Genomic DNA, 18459 nt, shown 5'->3' with positions numbered 1-18459 from the left:
ACCCTCGAATTTACTAGGACGTCCTAGTAAATGTCGATGGCAAACCGCCCATCCCTTGCGGGGAGGGCGGTGCGATGCGTCACGTGCAATGTGTCACACGGCCGGCGTCACGCCCGGGCAGGCTCGCCGTCCGCGGCCAGGACCAGCGGGGCCACCTCGCGCGTCACGTTGCGCTCGACGAAGAAGGCCGCGGTCGGGATGGTGCCGGCCAGCAGCACCCAGCCGAGCTTGGGGAGCGACCACTTCGCCTTGTTGCCCAGGTCGAAGGCGAAGACGACGTAGATGATGTAGAGGACGCCGTGGATCTGGGAGATCACGAGGGTCAGGTCCTGCCCCTTGTCGAACCCGTACTTGACGACCATCGCGGCGCACAGCACCAACAGCATGACGGCGGTGACGTAGGCCATGACCCGGTAGCGGGTCAGCACACTCTGCTTCATGGCATCGAGCGTAGCCGGTGCCTTCCGGCGCCTTCACCGGGCCCGGCTACCGCCCGTCCTCGAAGTCGCCCGCGGCTATCCGCAGCGGGCGCAGCGACGCGAAGATCTCGCCGCACTCCTCGGCGTCGTAGACGCCGAGGCCGAAGTCCATCGCCATCAGGTCGCGGGTGGCCGCGTCGACCACCTCGCGTCCCTTGTCCGTGATGGAGGCGAGGGTGCCGCGTCCGTCGTTCGGGTTGGGGCGCTTGGCGACCAGGCCGGAACCGACGAGGCGGTCCACGGTGTTGGTGACCGACGTGGGATGCACCATCAGCCGCTCGCCGATCTTCGACATCGGCAGTTCGCCCGCCTTGCTGAAGGTGAGCAGCACCAGCGCCTCGTACCGGGCGAAGGTCAGCCCGTACGGCTTGACGACGGCGTCGACCTGGCCCAGCAGGATCTGCTGGGCCCGCATGATCGAGGTGATGGCGCCCATCGACGGAACGCGTCCCCAGCGCTGGGTCCACAGCTCGTCGGCGCGGGCGATGGGGTCGAAGGGCAGGCTCAGGGGCTTCGGCACGCCGCTGAGCCTACCCGTCGGTCACATAGTGGGAGGGGCTGTCTCGTCCATCGGAACCCGGCCCCCGTGGGAGCGGATTCCGTGCCGGGTCAGGACAGGGCGCTCAGCTTCGCCCAGGCCGCGGCGTCGAGGTTCCACTCGCCGTAGCCGTTGCCCTTGTCGACGGTGGCGCGGGTCGATCCGGTGACCTCGACGACGTCACCGCGGACGGCCTTGTCGAAGAACCACTTGGCGTCGGCGTCGGACATCCCGACGCAGCCGTGGCTGGTGTTCTCCTTGCCCATCTTGGCGTCGTTCCACGGAGCGGCGTGCACGAACGTGCCCGAGGTCGTCAGGTGCACCGCCATCTTGACGTCCTTGTCGTAGAAGTCCGCGGCGTCCTTGTTGGTGGCGATGCCGACCGACGACGACGTCATGTGGATCGTCGACTGCTTGCTGATCACGGTCATGCGGCCGTTCCAGGTCGGGAAGTCGGCCTTGCCGGCCGAGATGTTGATGACCTTGACGGTCCTGCCGTCCTCGGTCACCGTCATCTTCTTCGCCTTGATGTCGACCTTGGAGACCCGGGCGGTGCCGATGGTGAAGGTCGAGGTGACATCGCGGCGCAGGTAGCGGCCGCCGCCGGTGTCGAGGCCGCTGAGCTTGGCCGTCATCGTGACCTTGGTGCCCTTGGCCCAGTACGCGGTGGGGCGCCAGTCGGCGCGCTGGGTGCCGGTCAGCGGGTCGGTGATCCAGCCCCAGCTGCCCTGCACGGCGGGCGTCGTCGTCACGGACAGCTGCTTCTCGACGGCCGCGCGGTTGGTGACCGGCTTGTCGAAGGCGATGGAGACGGGCTGGCCGACGCCGACCACCGCGTTGCCGAGCGGGGTGACGGTGACGCCGTTGGTCTTGGCCGCGGCCAGCGTGGTGAAGGTGCTGGTCTGCTCCTTCTGCGTGCCGGACTTGTCGGCCGCGGTGACCTTGACCGTGTAGGCGGTGCCGGGGGTCATCGTGCGGTCGGACAGCCAGCTGTGCTTGGCGGCGTCCAGCTTGCCGGTGACCTCGACGGGCTCGACGCCGTCGGTGCTCTTGGCCGCGGCGGTCACGGTCACCGCGCCGATGGTGCCCTCGGTCAGCGACACCTTCACGGGGCTGCCCGGGTCCACCCCGGTCTTGCCGTTGGCGGGCGAGAAGGTGACCGGCGCGGCTGCCGGGGCGCCCTTGTCGCCGCCCTTGGAGTCGTCGCCCTTGGCGCCGTTGTCACCGCCACCGCCGCCACAGGCGGTCAGCGCGACGGCCAGCAGCGCCGGCACGGCCAGGGCACGTATGCGGGCGAAGTGAACGCGGGACGTACGTATGGGTGTCACGGAAGTTGTCCTCATCAGCAGCGGTCAGAAGAGTTGGGAACGATGTAGTGCGGCAGCGGGAGCTTCCTGTCGGGCGGCGGGACCGCCGTGGCCCCGCTTCCGGCCGAAGGCTCCACGCCGGCCGGGAAGCCCCCGGCGAATCCGGTGGAGGGAGAAGTCGTGGGGGTGATGGTGGGGGTGCCCGGGGCGCGGGAGGGAGCGAGCCTGTCGAGGGAGCGGAACATGCACAGCAAGGGAGTCCCGTCGAGGTAGGGCGTGTTCACGCCCACGATCACCGGCGTGACCGTCTGCAGCAGGGACACGTACCGGCCCTTCGTCGCCAGCCAGACCTGGCTCAGCCAACCGTCCTTCTTCGTCGCCCCGTAGACGCGGAGCACGGCTTCCGTGGTCATCCCATCCTTCCCCCCATAAGAAGGGACGACTCCGCACTTGCCCAGTTCGGCGCGTACGCGGTCCAGTTCCGCGGCGGCGGCCTCCGCGTCACGGAGGCCGTGGACGGTGTAGCGCGCGCCGCTGGTCTCGTTCCCCAGATAGAAACGGACACTCGCCGAGGCCGGATCGTACAGCGACGTCCCGCACCGCATCAGTGGGAGCTTCGCCGTGGCGGCCGGCGAGCCGGTGCGCCAGTGCCAGACCGAGTCCCAGGGCAGGGCGGTCGGCCGGAGCAGTTCGCCCGCCAGGACGTCCGCCGGCAGCGGGTCGGGCGAGGACGAACCGCCGACCATCGGCGTCTGCGCGCCGTTCTCCAGCCGGGGCACGACCAGCCAGGAGCCCACGGCCAGCGCGGCCGCGGCCACCACGGCCACCGCGCCCACCCGGCGCCGGGCACGGCGGCGCTCCCCACGCCTGCGGACGTCCGCGGGACCGGCGAGGACGATCAGCGGCTCGGTGTCGCGAGCCAGGTCCCGCAGGCGGTCGTCGAGCGGGTCAGCCATGGAGGGGCACCTCCTCTTCCTCGGTCAGCCGGTCGCCCAGCGCCTTGCGTGCGCGGCTGAGCCGGGTACGGACCGCCGCGTTGGACACTCCGGTCTCCCGGGCGACCTCCTCGACCGGCAGGTCCATCAAATGGTGCAGCACGACAGCCGTCCGCTGCTCCTCGCCCAACTCCCGCAGGGCCGCGATCAGAGCGACCCGGTCGGGTGCCAGGGCGGGCGCGTCAGCCGGTGCGCCGTACCTGAAGTGTGCCCGCACCCGGTTGCGTGTCTTGCGCCACGTGCTCACCGCCAGCCGCAGGGCCACCGTCCGCACCCAGGGCGTCGGGTCCCCCTCGGCGGTGAGTTTCGCCCACCGCTGCCACGCGCGGGCATACGCCTCCTGCACGGCGTCCTCGGCCTCGCCAAGATCGCCGGTCATCGCGAACACCGCGGCGACCAGGCGTTTCGCGGTAACCGCGTAGAACTCGTCGAAGTCGTCCTGCGGTGTCGCGTGCCGACTCACACCCACCCCGGGAGCGCGTGTGCCGTACGGATAATCAATGTCCCTCCCGCTACGTACACGCTCAGCGGGCCCAAAAGGTGACAACGAAATCAAGAAAACTTTCAGCTGGGAGAACTTTCAACGACCCGGCAGCCGCCGCAGGACCGGGGCGGCCAGGGACTGCACCTCGGTCAGCCGCAGCGGTCCGGACAGCGCCAGGACGGAGCAGACGAGCGCGGCGCCACCGAACAGCAGCCCGGCGGCGTCCCCGGCGAAGCCGGTGCCGAGCAGCCGCCCGCTGCCCTGCGCGATCCCGTACGCGGCGGCCGCGCCCGGCAGGCAGGCGACGGCCAGCCGGACATGCATGCCCAGGACGGCGGGCCGCCACTTCAGCCGCCGGCGCAGCACCCACGTGGTGCACGCCAGCCCGGCGCAGCAGGCGATCGCGTAGCCGCCCGCCATGCCGGCCACGGCCCAGCGGGCGGGCAGCAGCGTGTAGGAGGCGAGGGCGAGCCCGGCGTTGACGGCCGCGATGACCACGTTGAGGAAGAAGGGCGTACGGGTGTCGCCGAGCGCGTAGAAGCCGCGGGCCAGCAGGTACTGGCCGGCGAAGGCCGGCAGGCCGAGGGCGAACGCCATCAGGATCCAGGCGATGGCCTGGGCGTCCGCGTCGGTGGTGCGGCCGTGCTGGAAGACGACACCGGTGATCTGCGGGCCGAGCGCCAGGAAGGCCAGGACCGCCGGCACGATCGCGGCGGCCGAGCCGCGCAGCCCGTACGACAGGTCGGCGCCGATCCGCGCGTGGTCGCCGTCGGTGGCGGCCCGGCTCATCCGCGGCAGCAGGGCGGTGACGAGGGAGACGGTGATGATCCCCTGCGGGACGACCCACAGCAGGTAGGCGTTGCTGTAGGCGGCGAAGCCGACACCCACCGGGCTGCCGCCGGCCAGCGCGTGGGCGCCGGCCGAGGTGGCGAGCCGGGTGACGACCCAGTACGCGATCTGGTTGACGAAGACCAGCAGCAGCGTCCATCCGGCGGCCCGCATGGGCTGCACGAGGCCGGAGCCGCGCCAGTCGAAACGGGGCCGCCAGCGGAATCCGGCGCCGCGCAGCGCCGGGATCAGCGCCAGGGCCTGCACGGCGATGCCCGCGGTGGAGCCGAGCCCCAGCAGCAGCGCGTTGGCCTCGCTCATGGTGCCGGCGGCGGTGGTGTCGTGCGCCACCGCGAGGTACAGGCCGAACACCGCGATGACGACGACGTTGTTCAGGACCGGCGACCACATCATGGCGCCGAACCGGTCGCGGGCGGTGAGGATCTGGCCGAGCAGGGTGAAGACGCCGTAGAAGAGGATCTGCGGCAGGCAGTACCGGGCGAGGGCGATCGTCAGGTCGCGCTGGGCGCTGGTGAAGTCCGGCCCGTACGCGCTGACCAGCCAGGGGGCGGCGAGCGCGGCGGCGGCCGTGATCACCAGCAGGGCGATCAGGCAGAGGGTGAGCAGCCGGTCGGTGTAGGCGGCGCCGCCGTCGCTGTGCTCCTTGGCGGCGCGCACCAGCTGAGGGACGAACACCGAGTTCAGCGCCCCGCCGATGAGCATGATGTACAGGATGTTCGGGACGGTGTTCGCGACGCTGAACGCGTCACCGAGCAGGGTCGTGCCGAGGGCCGCGGTGATGATGCCGCTGCGCACGAACCCGGTGGCGCGCGAGGCGAGCGAGCCCAGCGCCATGACGCTGCCGCTGCGCTTGAGCGAGGCGGCGGAGTCCGTCCCGGTGGAGGCGGCGGGTGCTTCCACGGGTGCCGGTTGTCCCGCGGGGGCGGGCGGGAGGACGACTTCCGGCGGGAGGGGACCGCCGTAGGGGGCGCCGCGCACCGCGTCCCGACCGGGGTCGCCGGTCCCCGCGTCACTGCCCACTGCTGATGTCACCCGTTGTGCTCCCCGGCCGGGCGCGGCCGGCGGCCGCGCAGAGGCCGAAGTCTGCCCGTCGCGAGTCCCCTTGGGAAACCGGTGCGCACTGTCGCGAACATCTCTGTCACATCGCACCCCTGTGGGGCGTGAGACAGGTGAGCGGGCCGCCAGGCCCACCGCACCGTGGAGGACGAGCCTTGACGATGACCACCCACCAGGACTCCGCCCGCGACGTCTTCCCCGGCCCGGCGCCACGTCTCGTGCTGCGCCCCGTCAGCGAGGCCGAGCACCTGGAGTTCGTGCGGCGGCCGGGCCCGCGCGCGGTCAGTTTCCTGCAGAGCCCCTCCTGGGCCCGGGTCAAACCGGGCTGGTCCGCCGAGAGTCTGGGCTGGTTCGACGACACCGGGGCGATGGTGGGCTCGGCGCTGGCCCTGTACCGGCAGCTGCCCGGCGTCCGCAGGTCGTTCGCGTACCTCCCGGAGGGCCCGGTGCTGGACTGGTCGGCGCCGGACCTGGAGCGCTGGCTGGACCCGCTGCTCGACCATCTGCGCGGTACCGGCGCCTTCGCCGTACGGATGGGTCCGCCGCTGCCGTACCGGCGGTGGTCGGCGCGCACCCTCAAGGAGGCGGTGGCGCCCGGCCGCCGGATGGGCGACGTCCTGCCGGACCTGGTGGACCCGCTGGGCGCCGCAGTCGCGGACCGGCTGCGCGAGGCGGGCTGGCGGCGCGGCGGGGAGGACGGCTACAACGGGGACGCCCAGCCCCGGCTGATCTTCGAGGTGCCGCTGGCCGGCCGCGGCCTGGACGACCTGTGGACCGGGCTGAACCAGGAGTGGCGGCGGAACGTCAAGAAGGCCGCCAAGGCGGGGGTGGAGACCGCCGTCGCGGGCGAGGAGGAGCTGGCGGTCTTCCACGAGCTGCTGGGCGTCACCGAGCGGCGCGACGGCTTCCGGCTGGGGCGCGACCTGGCGTACTACCGGCGCCAGTACGAGGTGCTGAACGCGGAACGGCCGGGCGCCATGCGGCTCTACACCGCCCGCCACGGCGGCGAGATCCTCGCCGCGCACACCCTGCTCGTCTCCCCGGACGGATCCCGGGTCTGGTACCAGACGGGCGCCTCCGCCGACCACCGCCGCGAGGTGCGGCCGAGCAACGCGCTGCAGTGGCGGATGCTCTGCGACGCGCACGTGCTCGGCGCGTCCGTGTACGACATGCGCGGCGTACCGGACAGCCTGGATCCCGACGCGCGCTCGTTCGGGCTGCTGCGCTGGAAGCTCGGCACCGGCGGCGAGGCGGTCGAGACGCTCGGGGAGTGGGAGCTGCCGCTGCAGGGCGCGGTCAACAAGACCCTGCACCGGGCGATGCACGCCTACCTGGCGCGGCGCTGACCGGACGGGCCGGGAACCGGCCGTCGCCGACCGGTTCCCGGCCCTCGCCCGGGCGAAGTGTTACGCGCGTCGACCTGCGGCAAAAAGGTGTCCTTCAGACCGTCTCCACGGCGCTTCGGCCGGTCGCCGCGACCGAGCGCAGCACCAGCAGCGTGCTCACCACGCCGAGGATCCCGGCCCCGGATATCACGGCGTACGGCGGGGCCACCTCGGCCACCGCGCCGCCGATCGCCATGCCGAGCCCCTGGAGCGTCATCATGCCCGCGCCCAGCAAGGACATCGCCTGGCCGCGCATCTCCTCCGGCACCGCTTCGACGAACCACTTGTCCATGCCCAGCGCGTAGGCGGAGCAGAGCCCCACCACGAGCATGATCCCTATGGCCACCGGCAGCGGCGGGTGGAAGGCGAACAGCGCCATCGGCACCAGGGCGAGGCCGGCGAGCGGCATCGCGATCCAGGTGCGGGCGGCCGGCGAGAGCAGCGTGCCGGCCGCCAGCTCGCTGACCACCGTCCCGGCGGGCATCGCCGCCAGCAGGAGGCCGACTCCCGCGGAACCGGCGCCGGCCGCGACGGCGAACGGCGTCGCCAGCCCCTCGGCCACCGCGAAGAACATCGGCGGCACCCACCACCACAGCAGCAGCGCCCGGATCCTGCGGTGGCTCAGCAGTTGGCGGGCGCCGAGCAGGGACTGCCGCATCATCGAGCCGTTGCCGGTGACGCGCGCGGGCCGGTCCAAGGTGCCGAAGCGCAGCAGCACGGCCGAGCAGAGGAAGGTGCCCACGGCCACGGTGAGGGCGGCGCGCGGCGACAGCACCACCAGCACCAGGCCGCCGATCCCGAACCCGATGATCTGCGCGCTCTGCGAGACGATCCTGAGCAGCGAACGTCCCAGGACGTACACGTCGCCCTCCAGGATGTCCGCGAGGCTCGCGGCCCGCGTCCCCTGGAAGAGGGGCGTGATCATCGCGAGGACCGCCCGCAGCACGAACAGCACCGCCAGCGGCGTGAACGGCAGCGCGAGGAGCGCGACGCAGCCGGCGCAGAGCAGGTCGCACGTCACGAGCACCCGGCGGGCCGGGTACCGGTCGGAGACGCCGGAGAGCAGCACTCCGCTGAGCGCGTACGGCAGCATGCCGAGGGCGAAGATCAGAGACGTCAGCAACGGGGACCCGGTGCGCTGGAAGACCAGCATCGCCAGTGCGACCTCGGCGAAGAAACTGCCGAACATGGACAGCACGTGAGCGGCGAAGATCGGCCGGAACTCACGGACCGCGAACACCGTGCGATATCCGGCGGGTTGCGGCTCGACGGGATCGGCCGTCGCCCCCGCTGTCCCGTCGCAGGGCGGCTCGTCACTTTTCTGAAGTCCCGAGTCTGAGTTTTCCGTTGTCATGGACGCAGCCTGGCGGACACCGGGACATGCCTTCTACTGTTTCGGCTGAAAACGAAACTTCGGAGATGTCATGCCGTTCCACATGCACTTCATGGCCGAGGACCTGCTCTCCTCCCGGTTCGCCATCTCCCCGCTCTGGGAGACCCAGGAGGCGATCCGCACCCTGCGGACACCCGCCCGACAGGGGTACCACCTGCCGTGGTTGCGGCAGGTCAGAACGGTGGCCCGGAGGTTCGACCTGAGCCCGTTCGAGCTGGTGATGCCGCGCCGCGGCCACAACCCCGACTTCCTCTGCCCGCCGCCCGACGGGGTCTTCGCCACGATCGACGAGGAGCTGGCACGGGTCCGCGGCACCGACCCGGCCGTGGCCCGCGCCGATCTGGTCAGGGCGCTGGCGGTGACGCCGGGCGCCGCCGAGAGCGAACGGGCGCGAGCACTGCTCGACGATCCCGCGCGGACGGTGGACGAGCTCGCGGAGCTGATGGCCCGCGTCTGGGACACGCTCCTCGCCCCGTTCTGGCCCCGGATGCGCGCCGTGCTGGAGGCCGACGTGGCCTTCCACTCGCGCCGGCTGGCCGACGGCGGCCCGGAGCGGCTCTTCGCCGACCTGCACCCCAGGATGAGCTGGACGGACGGCACGCTCACGGTCGACCGGCGGCCCGACCACGTCAGGACCCTCGACGGCAAGGGGCTGCTGCTGGTGCCGAGCGTCTTCGTCCGGCCGGACGTGGTGAGCGGCTTCGACCCGCCCTGGCAGGCCACGCTGGTCTATCCGGCGCGCGGCACCGCCACCCTGTGGACCGTGCCGGGACCGGCGCCGGCCGAACCGCTGATCCGGCTGCTGGGGCCCAACCGGGCCGCGATCCTCACCCACCTCGACGCGCCCACGACGACCAGCGCGCTCGGCCGCCGTCATGAACTGGCGCTGTCGTCCGTCTCCGCCCACCTGTCCGTCCTGCGCGAGGCGGGGCTGCTCACCTCGCACCGCGAAGGCCACCGGGTGCTGTACGAGAGGACACCGCTCGGCCTCACCCTCGCCACCGGCGGGGGGTAGGGGCGCTGCTCAGTCCTCTGGCGCGAGGTAGCGCTCGACGGTCTCGACCTTCGACGTCATCCCGTCCGTCACGCCCGGCCGGATGTCGGCCTTCAGCACCAGGGACACGCGCGGGGCGCGGGCCTCGACGGCGGCGACGGCGCGCTTGACGACATCCATGACCTGGTCCCAGTCACCTTCGACCGTGGTGAACATCGCGTCGGTGCGGTTCGGGAGGCCCGACTCCCGGACGACGCGGACGGCGTCGGCGACATACTCGCCCACGTCCTCGCCGACGCCCAGCGGGGAGACCGAGAAGGCGACGATCACGCGACGACGCCTTCCTGGCGGGCGCGGGCGGCGACGATCTCCGACTCGGCCTCACGGCGCAGCATGCGCTCGGCGAAGAAGCCGCCGGTGGGGAGGACGGACAGGACCGCGTAGAGCGCGGCACGGCCCAGCGTCCACGGGGCCTTGTACCAGGCCCAGGCCCAGAGGATCAGGTAGAGGATGAACAGCACCCCGTGGATCATGCCCATCGCCGGGACGGCGTTGAAGTCGGTGGTGCGCTTCAGGATCGAGCAGACCAGCAGCAGCAGGAAGGACACCGCTTCGGGGGCGGAGACCAGGCGGAGCCGGCGCAGGGCGGAGGCGGTCTTGATGTCCACGGATTCCTCATCATCGACGGGGGCGGTTCTTGTGAACGTGATCACAAGGCCCGTCCATTATCGCCGCTCTCTCCCCCGGCCCGGCCCCGGGGGTCGAGAACCGGAGGGCGGGCGATAGCGTCCCCCTCCACGAAGAAGCACTCGGAAGACCACCGAGGATGACGACAACCGGGGGAACGGCACCGATGAAGTTCGACTGGGACCGGCGCCATTGCTCGCGCCGGGGCCACATCACCTACGCGCCGGACGAGACCCACCTGCGCGAGCGGCTGCACGCCACCACGTCCGTCGGCGAGGTCTGGCGCTGCCTGCGCTGCGGTGACTTCGCACTGGGCGAGCCGCACGGTTTCGGCCCCGCCGACCAGGCACCCGAGGTGCCGCGCGGGCGGGCGCTGCGCGATCTGTTCATCCTGCGGTTCCTGGCGGTCGAGCGGGGACTGCGCGGCGTCTTCATCGTGCTCGCCGCGTGGGCGGTATGGAGTTTCAGCAACTCCCAGGACTCCGTCCGCCGGCTCTTCGAGGACCAGCTCTCGGTCTTCGGCCCGGTCGCCGAGCACTTCCACTACGACCTGGACCACTCCCCGGTCGTCGACACCATCCGCAAGACCTTCGACTACAAGCACTCGACGCTGGTGATCGTCGCCGTCGCGCTGCTGGTCTACGCGCTCATCGAGATCATCGAGGCGTTCGGGCTCTGGTGGGGCAAGCGCTGGGCGGAGTACCTGACGGTCGTCGCGACCGCCGCGTTCCTGCCCTTGGAGATCTTCGAGCTGACCGAGAAGATCAGCTGGATCAAGATTGCGACGCTGGCGCTCAACATCCTGGCGGTGCTGTGGATCGCGCTGTCCAAGCGGCTGTTCGGGCTGCGCGGCGGCGTCGAGGCGTTCGAGGCCGAGCGCCGCAGCGCATCGCTGCTGGAGGTCGAGGTGGCAGCCGGGGAAAAGCCTGTTCACCCGGAACCGGTGACGGTTCCCGCACGGACGGATAGCGTCTGATCGTGGCCATGTTCCGATTGCAGGGCAGCAAGGTACTCGCCGTGGAGATGACCGGCGACGCCGTCAAGGCGAAGAACGGCGCAATGGTGGCCTACGACGGCCAGATGGCGTTCAAAAAGATGTCCGGGGGCGGTGAGGGGATCCGCGGCATGGTGACCCGCCGGCTCACCGGCGAATCCATGGAGGTCATGGAGGTGAAGGGGCACGGCACGTGCTACTTCGCCGACCGTGCGAGCGAGATCAACCTGGTGCGGCTGAACGGCGAGAAGCTCTACGTCGAGGCCAGCAACCTGCTGGCGACCGACCCCGGGCTGCGGACCGGCACCACCTTCACCGGGCTGCGCGGCGCGACCCAGGGCAACGGCCTGTTCACCACGACCGTCGAGGGCGTCGGCCAGGCCGCGATCACCTCGGACGGCCCGGCGATCGTGCTGCGGGTCTCGGCGGGCATGCCGCTGCAGGTCGACCCGGGCGCGTACGTGGCGCACACCGGCAACCTGCAGCAGCACTTCCAGACCGGCGTCAGCTGGCGGACGGTGATGGGCGAGGGATCGGGCGAGAGCTTCCAGATCCGTTTCGAGGGCGAGGGCCTGGTCTACGTGCAGCCCAGCGAGCGCAACACGATCGGGGGACAGCTCTAGTGCCGTTCACCAAGATCAATTCCAAGATGGTCGAGGCGCAGATCCTGCCCGGCCAGCGGCTCTTCAGCCAGCGCGGCGCGATGCTCGCCTACCGCGGCGAGGTGTCGTTCACGCCGAACATCCAGGGCGGCCAGGGCGGTATCGCCTCGATGATCGGCCGGCGGGTCGCCAACGAGGCGACGCCGCTGATGACGGTCGAGGGCCAGGGCTCGGTGATGTTCGGGCACGGCGGCCACCACATCCACACCATCGACCTGAGCGGCGAGACGCTCTACGTCGAGGCGGACCGGCTGCTGGCCTTCGACGGCACGCTGCAGCAGTCCACGATGTTCATGGGATCGCAGGGCGGCGTCATGGGCGTCATCCGCGGCCAGGTCACCGGCCAGGGACTGTTCACCACGACGCTGCAGGGCAAGGGCTCGGTCGCGGTCATGGCGCACGGCGGCGTCATCGAGCTGCCGATCACCCACCAGGGACCGGTGCACGTCGACCCGCAGGCGTACGTGGCGCACCGCGGCGACGTGCGCAACAAGCTGTCCACGGCGCTGGGCTGGCGGGACATGGTCGGGCGGGGCTCGGGCGAGGCGTTCCAGCTGGAGCTGTCCGGCCAGGGCACGGTGTACGTACAGGCGTCGGAGGACAAGCTGTGAGCGGCGCACGAGCGGTCTGCGGGCCGCGGTCGCAGGCCAGGCGGGACTTTCGCCGATCGGGCGGAGAAGCGAACGGAGAAGCGCTGTGACCGCGATGGCCGGTGGGCCCGTCATCCACGATCCGCACTCGCTGCCGGTCGACGACAACGTCAACCCGTACGCGTTCAGCGTCGAGCTCAAGGGGCAGTGGTTCCTGCAGAAGGGGAAGATGATCGCCTATTACGGGCAGATCGACTTCCACGGCATCGGCAACGGCCGGCTCGACCGGCTGGTCGCCGCCAACTTCCACTCGCCGATGCACGCCGCGGACTGGGTGGTCGCCGAGGGCCAGGGCAAGCTGCTGCTCGCGGACCGGGCGTACGACGTCAACTCCTTCGACCTGGAGAACGGCAACCTGACCATCCGGTCGGGGAACCTGCTCGCCTTTCAGCCCGGCCTGGCGCTCAAGCAGTCGATCATCCCCGGCTTCCTCACCCTGATCGGGACCGGCAAGTTCGTCGCCGCGTCGAACGGGGCGGTGCACTTCGTGGAGCCCCCGATCCGGGTGGACCCGCAGGCACTGGTCGGCTGGGCGGACTGCCCCTCCCCCTGCCACCATTACGACCACGGCTACATGCGCGGCGTGCTGGGCGGCCTGCGGGCGCTCACCGGGATCGGCGGGACCTCGGGCGAGGAGCACCAGTTCGAGTTCGTGGGTGCCGGGCAGGTGCTGCTGCAGTCCACGGAGGTCCTGATGCCGGAGACGGCGACCGGCGGCGTTCCGGCGTCGGCGGGGCCGGGCGTGCCCGGCGCGGGCGTTCCGGGGGCTCCCGGCGGACAGCAGGGACAGGTGCCGCGGCTGCCCGGTCAGCTGGGGGATCTGCAGCGGCGCTTCGGGCTGTGACGGGAAGCCGTCCGACCAGGCGTTCGGACGGCTTCGTGCCGGGCTGTGACCGGTTGACTACGGGGCCCGTTCATACGGATTTCAACTACCTGTAGAATTCAACGCATGGAGACTCAGAACGGCACCAAGTGGCTCACCGAGGACGAGCAGCGCGCCTGGCGCACCCATCTCGACGTCAGCCGACTGCTGATGCACCAGCTGGAGCGTGACCTGCAGCCGTTCGGCCTCACCAACAACGACTACGAGATCCTGGTCAACCTCTCGGAGTCCGACGACCGGCGCATGCGGATGAGCGACCTCGCGCGCGTCACCCTTCAGTCCAAGAGCCGGCTCTCCCACCAGATCACCCGCATGGAGAGCACCGGCATGGTCCGGCGCGAGAACTGCGAGTCCGACCGGCGGGGGCTGTACGCGGTGCTCACGGAGCTGGGCTGGGACACGATGCGGAAGGTCGCGCCGCACCACGTGGCGTCGGTCCGGGAGAATTTCATCGACCTGCTGCCGGGGGACGACTTGGCTGCGCTCTATCGGGCGCTGGCGCCGGTCGCTGAGCACTTGCGGTCGGCGCGCGGGCGGTAGTCGCCTGCGGGTCGCGGGTCGCGGGTCGCGGGTGCGGCCGATCTCTCCGGCGGGGGGTTCCGAAATCGTGTATTTACGGGCGTGGCCGCCCACACATACACGGCAGCATTTCGGAACCCTCCCCCAACCTCCGGCCGGGGGCACCCCCAGTGCGAGCCCGGCCCCTCGCATCCGATCGCGTCTGCTGGTCCAAGCGCCTACGCCTGCGTCACGCTGTCGATCAGTTCGTCCGCCGCCGTGTACGGGTCCAGGGCGCCGGTGATGATGCGTTCGGCCAGGGCGTCGAGGCGCTGGTCGCCGTGGAGGTCGCCGATGCGTTCACGCAGGGTGGTGACGGCGATGTTCTCCACCTCGTTGGCGGCGCGGCGGCGTCGGCGGGCGTTCAGGACGTCGTGCTCCTCCATCCAGGCGCGGTGCTTCTCCAGGGCCTCCACGACCTCGTCGATGCCCTCGCCGCGGGCCGCGATGGTCTTGACGATCGGCGGGCGCCAGTCCCCCGGGCCGCGTGACTCGCCCAGGCTGAGCATGTGGTTCAGCTCGCGCGCGGTGGAGTCGGCGCCGTCGCGGTCGGCCTTGTTGACCACGTAGACGTCGCCGATCTCCAGGATTCCGGCCTTCGCGGCCTGGATCCCGTCGCCCATGCCCGGCGCCAGCAGCACCACGCAGGTGTCCGCCTGGGCGGCGATCTCCACCTCGGACTGCCCGACGCCGACCGTCTCGACGAGGATCACCTCGCAGCCGGCCGCGTCGAGCACCCGGATCGCCTGCGGGGCCGACCAGGCAAGGCCGCCGAGGTGGCCCCGGGTGGCCATCGAGCGGATGTAGACGCCGGGGTCGGAGGCGTGCTCCGACATCCGGACCCGGTCACCGAGCAGCGCGCCGCCGGAGAACGGCGAGGACGGGTCCACCGCCAGCACGCCGACCCGCTTGCCGCGCTTGCGGTACGCGGTGACCAGGGCGGACGTCGAGGTGGACTTGCCCACGCCCGGCGAGCCCGTCAGGCCGACCACGTACGCACCGCCGGACAGCGGCGCCAGCGCCGCCATCACCTCGCGCAGCTGCGGGGACGCCCCCTCGACCAGCGAGATCAGCCGGGCAACAGCCCGCGGCCTGCCCTCCCGCGCCTGCTCGACCAGCGTGGCGACGTCCATCGCTTCGCGCTCCTCTTTTGTCAAGGCTCGGTTCGCCTCCGGGGCGCTGGAGCCGGTCCGGGGGTCCCCCCGGACGGAGTCTGGGGGAAGTCGACCGTGCTCCCTCCCCCGACACCGACGCGCCCCTTCGGCTCACTCGCCGGTGGGTGGTGCCAGTTGCGTCTTTGTCCGGTTACTTGCCGGGGACGCGGATGATCAGGGCGTCGCCCTGACCTCCCCCGCCGCAGAGCGCAGCGGCGCCCGTTCCGCCGCCGCGCCGCTTGAGCTCCAGCGCGAGGTGGAGGACGACGCGCGCGCCGGACATCCCGATCGGGTGACCCAGGGCGATCGCACCGCCGTTGACGTTCACCTTTTCAGGTGTCACGCCGAGGTCCTTCATCGACTGCACGGCAACGGCGGCGAAGGCCTCGTTGATCTCGATGAGGTCCAGGTCCTCGACGGTCAGACCGTCCTTCGCCAGGGCGTGCGCGATGGCGTTGGAGGGCTGGGACTGCAGCGAGTTGTCCGGTCCCGCGACGTTGCCGTGGGCGCCGATCTCGGCGATCCACTCCAGGCCCAGCTCCTCGGCCTTCGCCTTGCTCATGACGACCACCGCGGCGGCGCCGTCGGAGATCTGCGAGGAGGTGCCCGCGGTGATCGTGCCGTCCTTGGCGAAGGCGGGACGGAGCTTGGAGAGCGACTCCGTGGTCGTCTCGGCGCGGATCCCCTCGTCCTTGGCGAAGATCACCGGCTCGCCCTTGCGCTGCGGGATCTCGACGGGGGTGATCTCGGCCTCGAACAGGCCGTTCTTCTGCGCGGCGGCGGCGCGCTGGTGGGACTGGGCCGCGATCTCGTCCTGGGCCGCACGCCCGATGCCGAGGCGGGTGTTGTGCTTCTCCGTGGACTCGCCCATGGGGATGTTCTCGAAGGAGTCGGTGAGACCGTCGTACGCCATCGCGTCGAGCATCTCGATCGCGCCGTACTTGAAGCCCTCACGGGACTTCGGCAGCAGGTGCGGGGCGTTCGTCATGGACTCCTGGCCGCCGGCGACGACGATGTCGAACTCGCCGGCGCGGATCAGCTGGTCGGCGAGCGCGATCGCGTCAAGGCCCGAGAGGCAGACCTTGTTGATCGTCAGGGCCGGGACGTTCATCGGGATGCCGCCCTTGACGGCGGCCTGGCGGGCCGGGATCTGGCCGGCGCCGGCCTGTAGCACCTGTCCCATGATGACGTACTGCACCTGGTCGCCGCCGATCCCCGCGCGGTCCAGCGCCGCCTTGATCGCGACACCCCCGAGGTCGGCGCCGCTGAAGGATCGCAAGGATCCCAGCAGCCTTCCCATGGGAGTTCTGGCACCTGCGACGATCACGGACGTACGTGGCTGGCTCATGGTGCGGCCCCTTCAGCAGAGGAAGAGAGAAGTTAACGAGGGTTACCGTCAATGTACTGAGCGGTAAGCGCGCGGTCATCGGGCGGAACGTGTGATCGCGCGCACGTTGCGTTACGGGGTCAGGTAGCGGTGCACTGTTCCCATGCTGACTCGCATCGACCACATCGGTATCGCGTGCTTCGATCTCGACGCCACCGTCGAGTTCTACCGCGCCACGTACGGCTTCGAGGTCCACCACTCCGAGGTGAACGAGGAGCAGGGTGTCCGGGAGGCCATGCTCAAGATCAACGAGACCTCCGACGGCGGCGCCTCCTACCTCCAGCTGCTGGAACCGACCCGCGAGGACTCCGCGGTCGGCAAATGGCTGGCAAAGAACGGCGAGGGCGTGCACCACATCGCCTTCGGCACCGCGGACGTCGACGGCGACGCCGCGGACATCGCGGGAAAGGGCGTCCGCGTGCTCTACGAAGAGCCGCGGATCGGCTCCATGGGGTCACGGATCACGTTCCTGCACCCCAAGGACTGCCATGGTGTCCTCACCGAGCTGGTGACCGCGGCCAAGGACCACTGACCCCAGCCCCCCTTGGGCCGGTAGAGTGGCCCAGCCGACGGGTGGGCGTGGGGTACCGGCCCGCTCCACGGCGTGGATCAGACACACTTCTCCATAGGGCCCCGCGCAAACGGGGTTCCGGAGAGTCTCACCCGGTTGGCGGGTGAGAACGCCAGGGGACGGATGGGACCGCGGAGTGCGGGGCAACGACCGCTACGAGGCCGATGACCACCTCTCGCTGTTCGAGGCCGAGATGGAGCGGCTTCGGACCGAGCGGGGTAAGGCCGTCGAGCACGCCGACGACCTGGGCTACCAGGTCGAGGTTCTGCGCGCCAAACTTCACGAGGCACGGCGCAATCTCGCCTCGCGCCCCGCCTACGACAACATCGGCCACCAGGCCGACCAGCTGCTGCGCAACGCCCAGATCCAGGCGGACCAGCTGCGCACCGACGCGGAGCGCGAGCTGCGCGAGGCGCGGGCGGCCACCCAGCGCCTGCTGCAGGAGCAGGCCGAGCGGCAGTCCCGCTTCGAGGCCGAATGGCACGCCGAGGCGGTCGCCCGGCGCCGCCAGCTCGACGAGGAGCTGGGCGAGCGCCGGGCCACCGTCGAGACCCACGTCAACGAGAACGTGGCCTGGGCCGAGCAGCTGCGGGCCCGCAGCGAGTCCCAGGCCCGCCGGCTGCTGGACGAGACCCGCGCCGAGTCCGAGGCGGCGCTCGCCGCCGCCCGTGCCGAGGCGACCCGGATCGCCGAGCAGACCCGCGAGCGGCTCACCGCCGACGCGGAGTCCGCGAAGTCCGAGGCCGAGCAGTTGCTGCGGCGCGCCAGGACCGACGCGGAACGGCTGCTGAACGCGGCCTCCAACCAGGCGCAGGAAGCCAGCAGCCAGGCCGAGCAGCTGCGCACGTCCACCCTCAGCGATTCCGACGCGGCCCGCCAGGAGGCCACCGAGCTCACCCGGCTCGCCCAGGAGCGGATGCGCGAGGCCGACGATTCGCTGCGCGAGGCCCGCGCGGAGGCCGACCGGCTGCGCGAGGAGGCCAACGCGGCCGCCTCGAAGCGGCTGTCGACCGCCGAGGCGGAGAACGAGCAGCGCACCCGTACCGCCCGCGCCGAGATCGCCCGCATGGTCACCGAGGCGACCAAGGAGTCCGAGGCCGCCAAGGCCGAGGCCGAGCAGGTCCGCGCCGACGCGCTCGCCGAGGCCGAGCGGATCCGCGCCGAGGCGCAGGAGAAGGCACGCTCAGCCGCCTCCGAGGACGCCGCGGCCCAGCTGGCCCAGGCCGCCAGGAGCGCCGAGGAGGTGCTGACGAAGGCGTCCCAGGACGCCCGGTCCACCACCAGGTCGGCAGCCGAGGAGGCCGAGCGCATCCGCGGCGAGGCCGAGGCGGAGGCCGAGCGGCTGCGCGGCCAGGCCGAGGCGTCCGCGCAGGAGCTGCGCGGCGCCGCGCAGGACGACACCGAGGAGTACCGGTCTTGGCCCGGTACTCCTC

Annotated in this window: 19 protein-coding genes and 1 pseudogene; 9 read left to right on the top strand and 11 right to left on the bottom strand. The window is 71.2% G+C overall.

The window, feature by feature from the left end:
- Positions 1–107 precede the first annotated feature (107 nt).
- From O3X23_RS18885 to murJ, 6 genes are all read right to left on the bottom strand, one after another.
- On the bottom strand, positions 108–440 hold the full coding sequence (locus tag O3X23_RS18885) for a DUF3817 domain-containing protein (RefSeq protein WP_269272595.1): 333 nt from the start codon (positions 438–440) through the stop codon (positions 108–110).
- 46 nt (positions 441–486) lie between these two features.
- Positions 487–999: a MarR family winged helix-turn-helix transcriptional regulator gene (locus O3X23_RS18880; protein WP_138357132.1), complete on the bottom strand. Its 513-nt coding sequence runs from the start codon at positions 997–999 to the stop codon at positions 487–489.
- 89 nt (positions 1000–1088) lie between these two features.
- The gene (locus O3X23_RS18875) at positions 1089–2345 is read right to left on the bottom strand and encodes a L,D-transpeptidase (protein WP_269272594.1); all 1257 of its coding nucleotides are present in this window, start codon (positions 2343–2345) and stop codon (positions 1089–1091) included.
- A gap of 14 nt (positions 2346–2359) precedes the next feature.
- A complete protein-coding gene (locus tag O3X23_RS18870) occupies positions 2360–3280 on the bottom strand; it encodes a hypothetical protein (RefSeq protein ID WP_269272593.1) in 921 nt (306 codons plus the stop codon).
- Positions 3273–3782 carry a SigE family RNA polymerase sigma factor gene (locus O3X23_RS18865; protein ID WP_269272592.1) on the bottom strand — a complete coding sequence of 170 codons (510 nt, stop codon included), beginning with the start codon at positions 3780–3782 and terminating at the stop codon, positions 3273–3275. The genes O3X23_RS18870 and O3X23_RS18865 overlap by 8 nt, the downstream gene beginning before the upstream one ends.
- A 117-nt stretch (positions 3783–3899) precedes the next feature.
- Positions 3900–5552: a murein biosynthesis integral membrane protein MurJ gene (gene murJ / locus O3X23_RS18860; protein ID WP_269272707.1), complete on the bottom strand. Its 1653-nt coding sequence runs from the start codon at positions 5550–5552 to the stop codon at positions 3900–3902.
- A gap of 317 nt (positions 5553–5869) precedes the next feature.
- Between murJ and O3X23_RS18855 the strand changes: the two genes are divergently transcribed.
- Positions 5870–7054: a lipid II:glycine glycyltransferase FemX gene (locus O3X23_RS18855; protein WP_269272591.1), complete on the top strand. Its 1185-nt coding sequence runs from the start codon at positions 5870–5872 to the stop codon at positions 7052–7054.
- 94 nt (positions 7055–7148) lie between these two features.
- Here the strand turns inward: O3X23_RS18855 and O3X23_RS18850 are convergent, their stop codons facing one another.
- Entirely contained in the window at positions 7149–8333 is a 1185-nt protein-coding gene (locus O3X23_RS18850; RefSeq protein WP_269272590.1) for an MFS transporter, read from the bottom strand.
- 184 nt (positions 8334–8517) lie between these two features.
- On the opposite strand from O3X23_RS18850, the gene O3X23_RS18845 reads away from it, so the two are divergent.
- On the top strand, positions 8518–9501 hold the full coding sequence (locus O3X23_RS18845) for an ArsR/SmtB family transcription factor (RefSeq protein WP_269272589.1): 984 nt from the start codon (positions 8518–8520) through the stop codon (positions 9499–9501).
- A gap of 9 nt (positions 9502–9510) precedes the next feature.
- Here the strand turns inward: O3X23_RS18845 and O3X23_RS18840 are convergent, their stop codons facing one another.
- The gene (locus O3X23_RS18840) at positions 9511–9810 is read right to left on the bottom strand and encodes an MTH1187 family thiamine-binding protein (protein WP_269272588.1); all 300 of its coding nucleotides are present in this window, start codon (positions 9808–9810) and stop codon (positions 9511–9513) included.
- Positions 9807–10148: a DUF3817 domain-containing protein gene (locus tag O3X23_RS18835; protein WP_269272587.1), complete on the bottom strand. Its 342-nt coding sequence runs from the start codon at positions 10146–10148 to the stop codon at positions 9807–9809. Before O3X23_RS18835 ends, O3X23_RS18840 begins: the two co-directional genes overlap by 4 nt.
- Before the next feature lie 185 nt (positions 10149–10333).
- On the opposite strand from O3X23_RS18835, the gene O3X23_RS18830 reads away from it, so the two are divergent.
- From O3X23_RS18830 to O3X23_RS18810, 5 genes are all read left to right on the top strand, one after another.
- Entirely contained in the window at positions 10334–11143 is an 810-nt protein-coding gene (locus O3X23_RS18830) for a DUF2127 domain-containing protein (RefSeq protein ID WP_269272586.1), read from the top strand.
- Positions 11144–11145: 2 nt separating this feature from the next.
- Positions 11146–11784, top strand: coding sequence for an AIM24 family protein (locus O3X23_RS18825; RefSeq protein WP_269272585.1), 639 nt, complete (start codon positions 11146–11148; stop codon positions 11782–11784).
- Positions 11784–12434, top strand: coding sequence for an AIM24 family protein (locus tag O3X23_RS18820; RefSeq protein ID WP_138357144.1), 651 nt, complete (start codon positions 11784–11786; stop codon positions 12432–12434). Before O3X23_RS18825 ends, O3X23_RS18820 begins: the two co-directional genes overlap by 1 nt.
- 94 nt (positions 12435–12528) lie before the next feature.
- Entirely contained in the window at positions 12529–13317 is a 789-nt protein-coding gene (locus tag O3X23_RS18815) for an AIM24 family protein (RefSeq protein ID WP_269272706.1), read from the top strand.
- 105 nt (positions 13318–13422) lie between these two features.
- Complete coding sequence (locus tag O3X23_RS18810; RefSeq protein ID WP_269272584.1) at positions 13423–13896, top strand: MarR family winged helix-turn-helix transcriptional regulator; 474 nt, start codon at positions 13423–13425, stop codon at positions 13894–13896.
- Between the two features lie 197 nt (positions 13897–14093).
- Here O3X23_RS18810 and meaB read toward each other — a convergent pair whose 3' ends face one another.
- Positions 14094–15047: a methylmalonyl Co-A mutase-associated GTPase MeaB gene (gene meaB, locus O3X23_RS18805; protein ID WP_269272583.1), complete on the bottom strand. Its 954-nt coding sequence runs from the start codon at positions 15045–15047 to the stop codon at positions 14094–14096.
- Positions 15048–15219: 172 nt separating this feature from the next.
- Entirely contained in the window at positions 15220–16395 is a 1176-nt protein-coding gene (locus O3X23_RS18800; protein WP_269272705.1) for an acetyl-CoA C-acetyltransferase, read from the bottom strand.
- A gap of 163 nt (positions 16396–16558) precedes the next feature.
- Between O3X23_RS18800 and mce the strand changes: the two genes are divergently transcribed.
- The gene (gene mce / locus O3X23_RS18795; protein ID WP_138357147.1) at positions 16559–16987 is read left to right on the top strand and encodes a methylmalonyl-CoA epimerase; all 429 of its coding nucleotides are present in this window, start codon (positions 16559–16561) and stop codon (positions 16985–16987) included.
- A 175-nt stretch (positions 16988–17162) separates the two neighbouring features.
- Positions 17163–18459: pseudogene (locus O3X23_RS18790) on the top strand (hypothetical protein); the annotation flags it as partial.

This window comes from Streptomyces sp. H39-S7 (assembly GCF_027158205.1).
Classification (GTDB): domain Bacteria; phylum Actinomycetota; class Actinomycetes; order Streptomycetales; family Streptomycetaceae; genus Actinacidiphila.
Note: the sequence above shows the minus strand (reverse complement) of the source record. Positions and strands in the feature narration are given on the sequence as shown.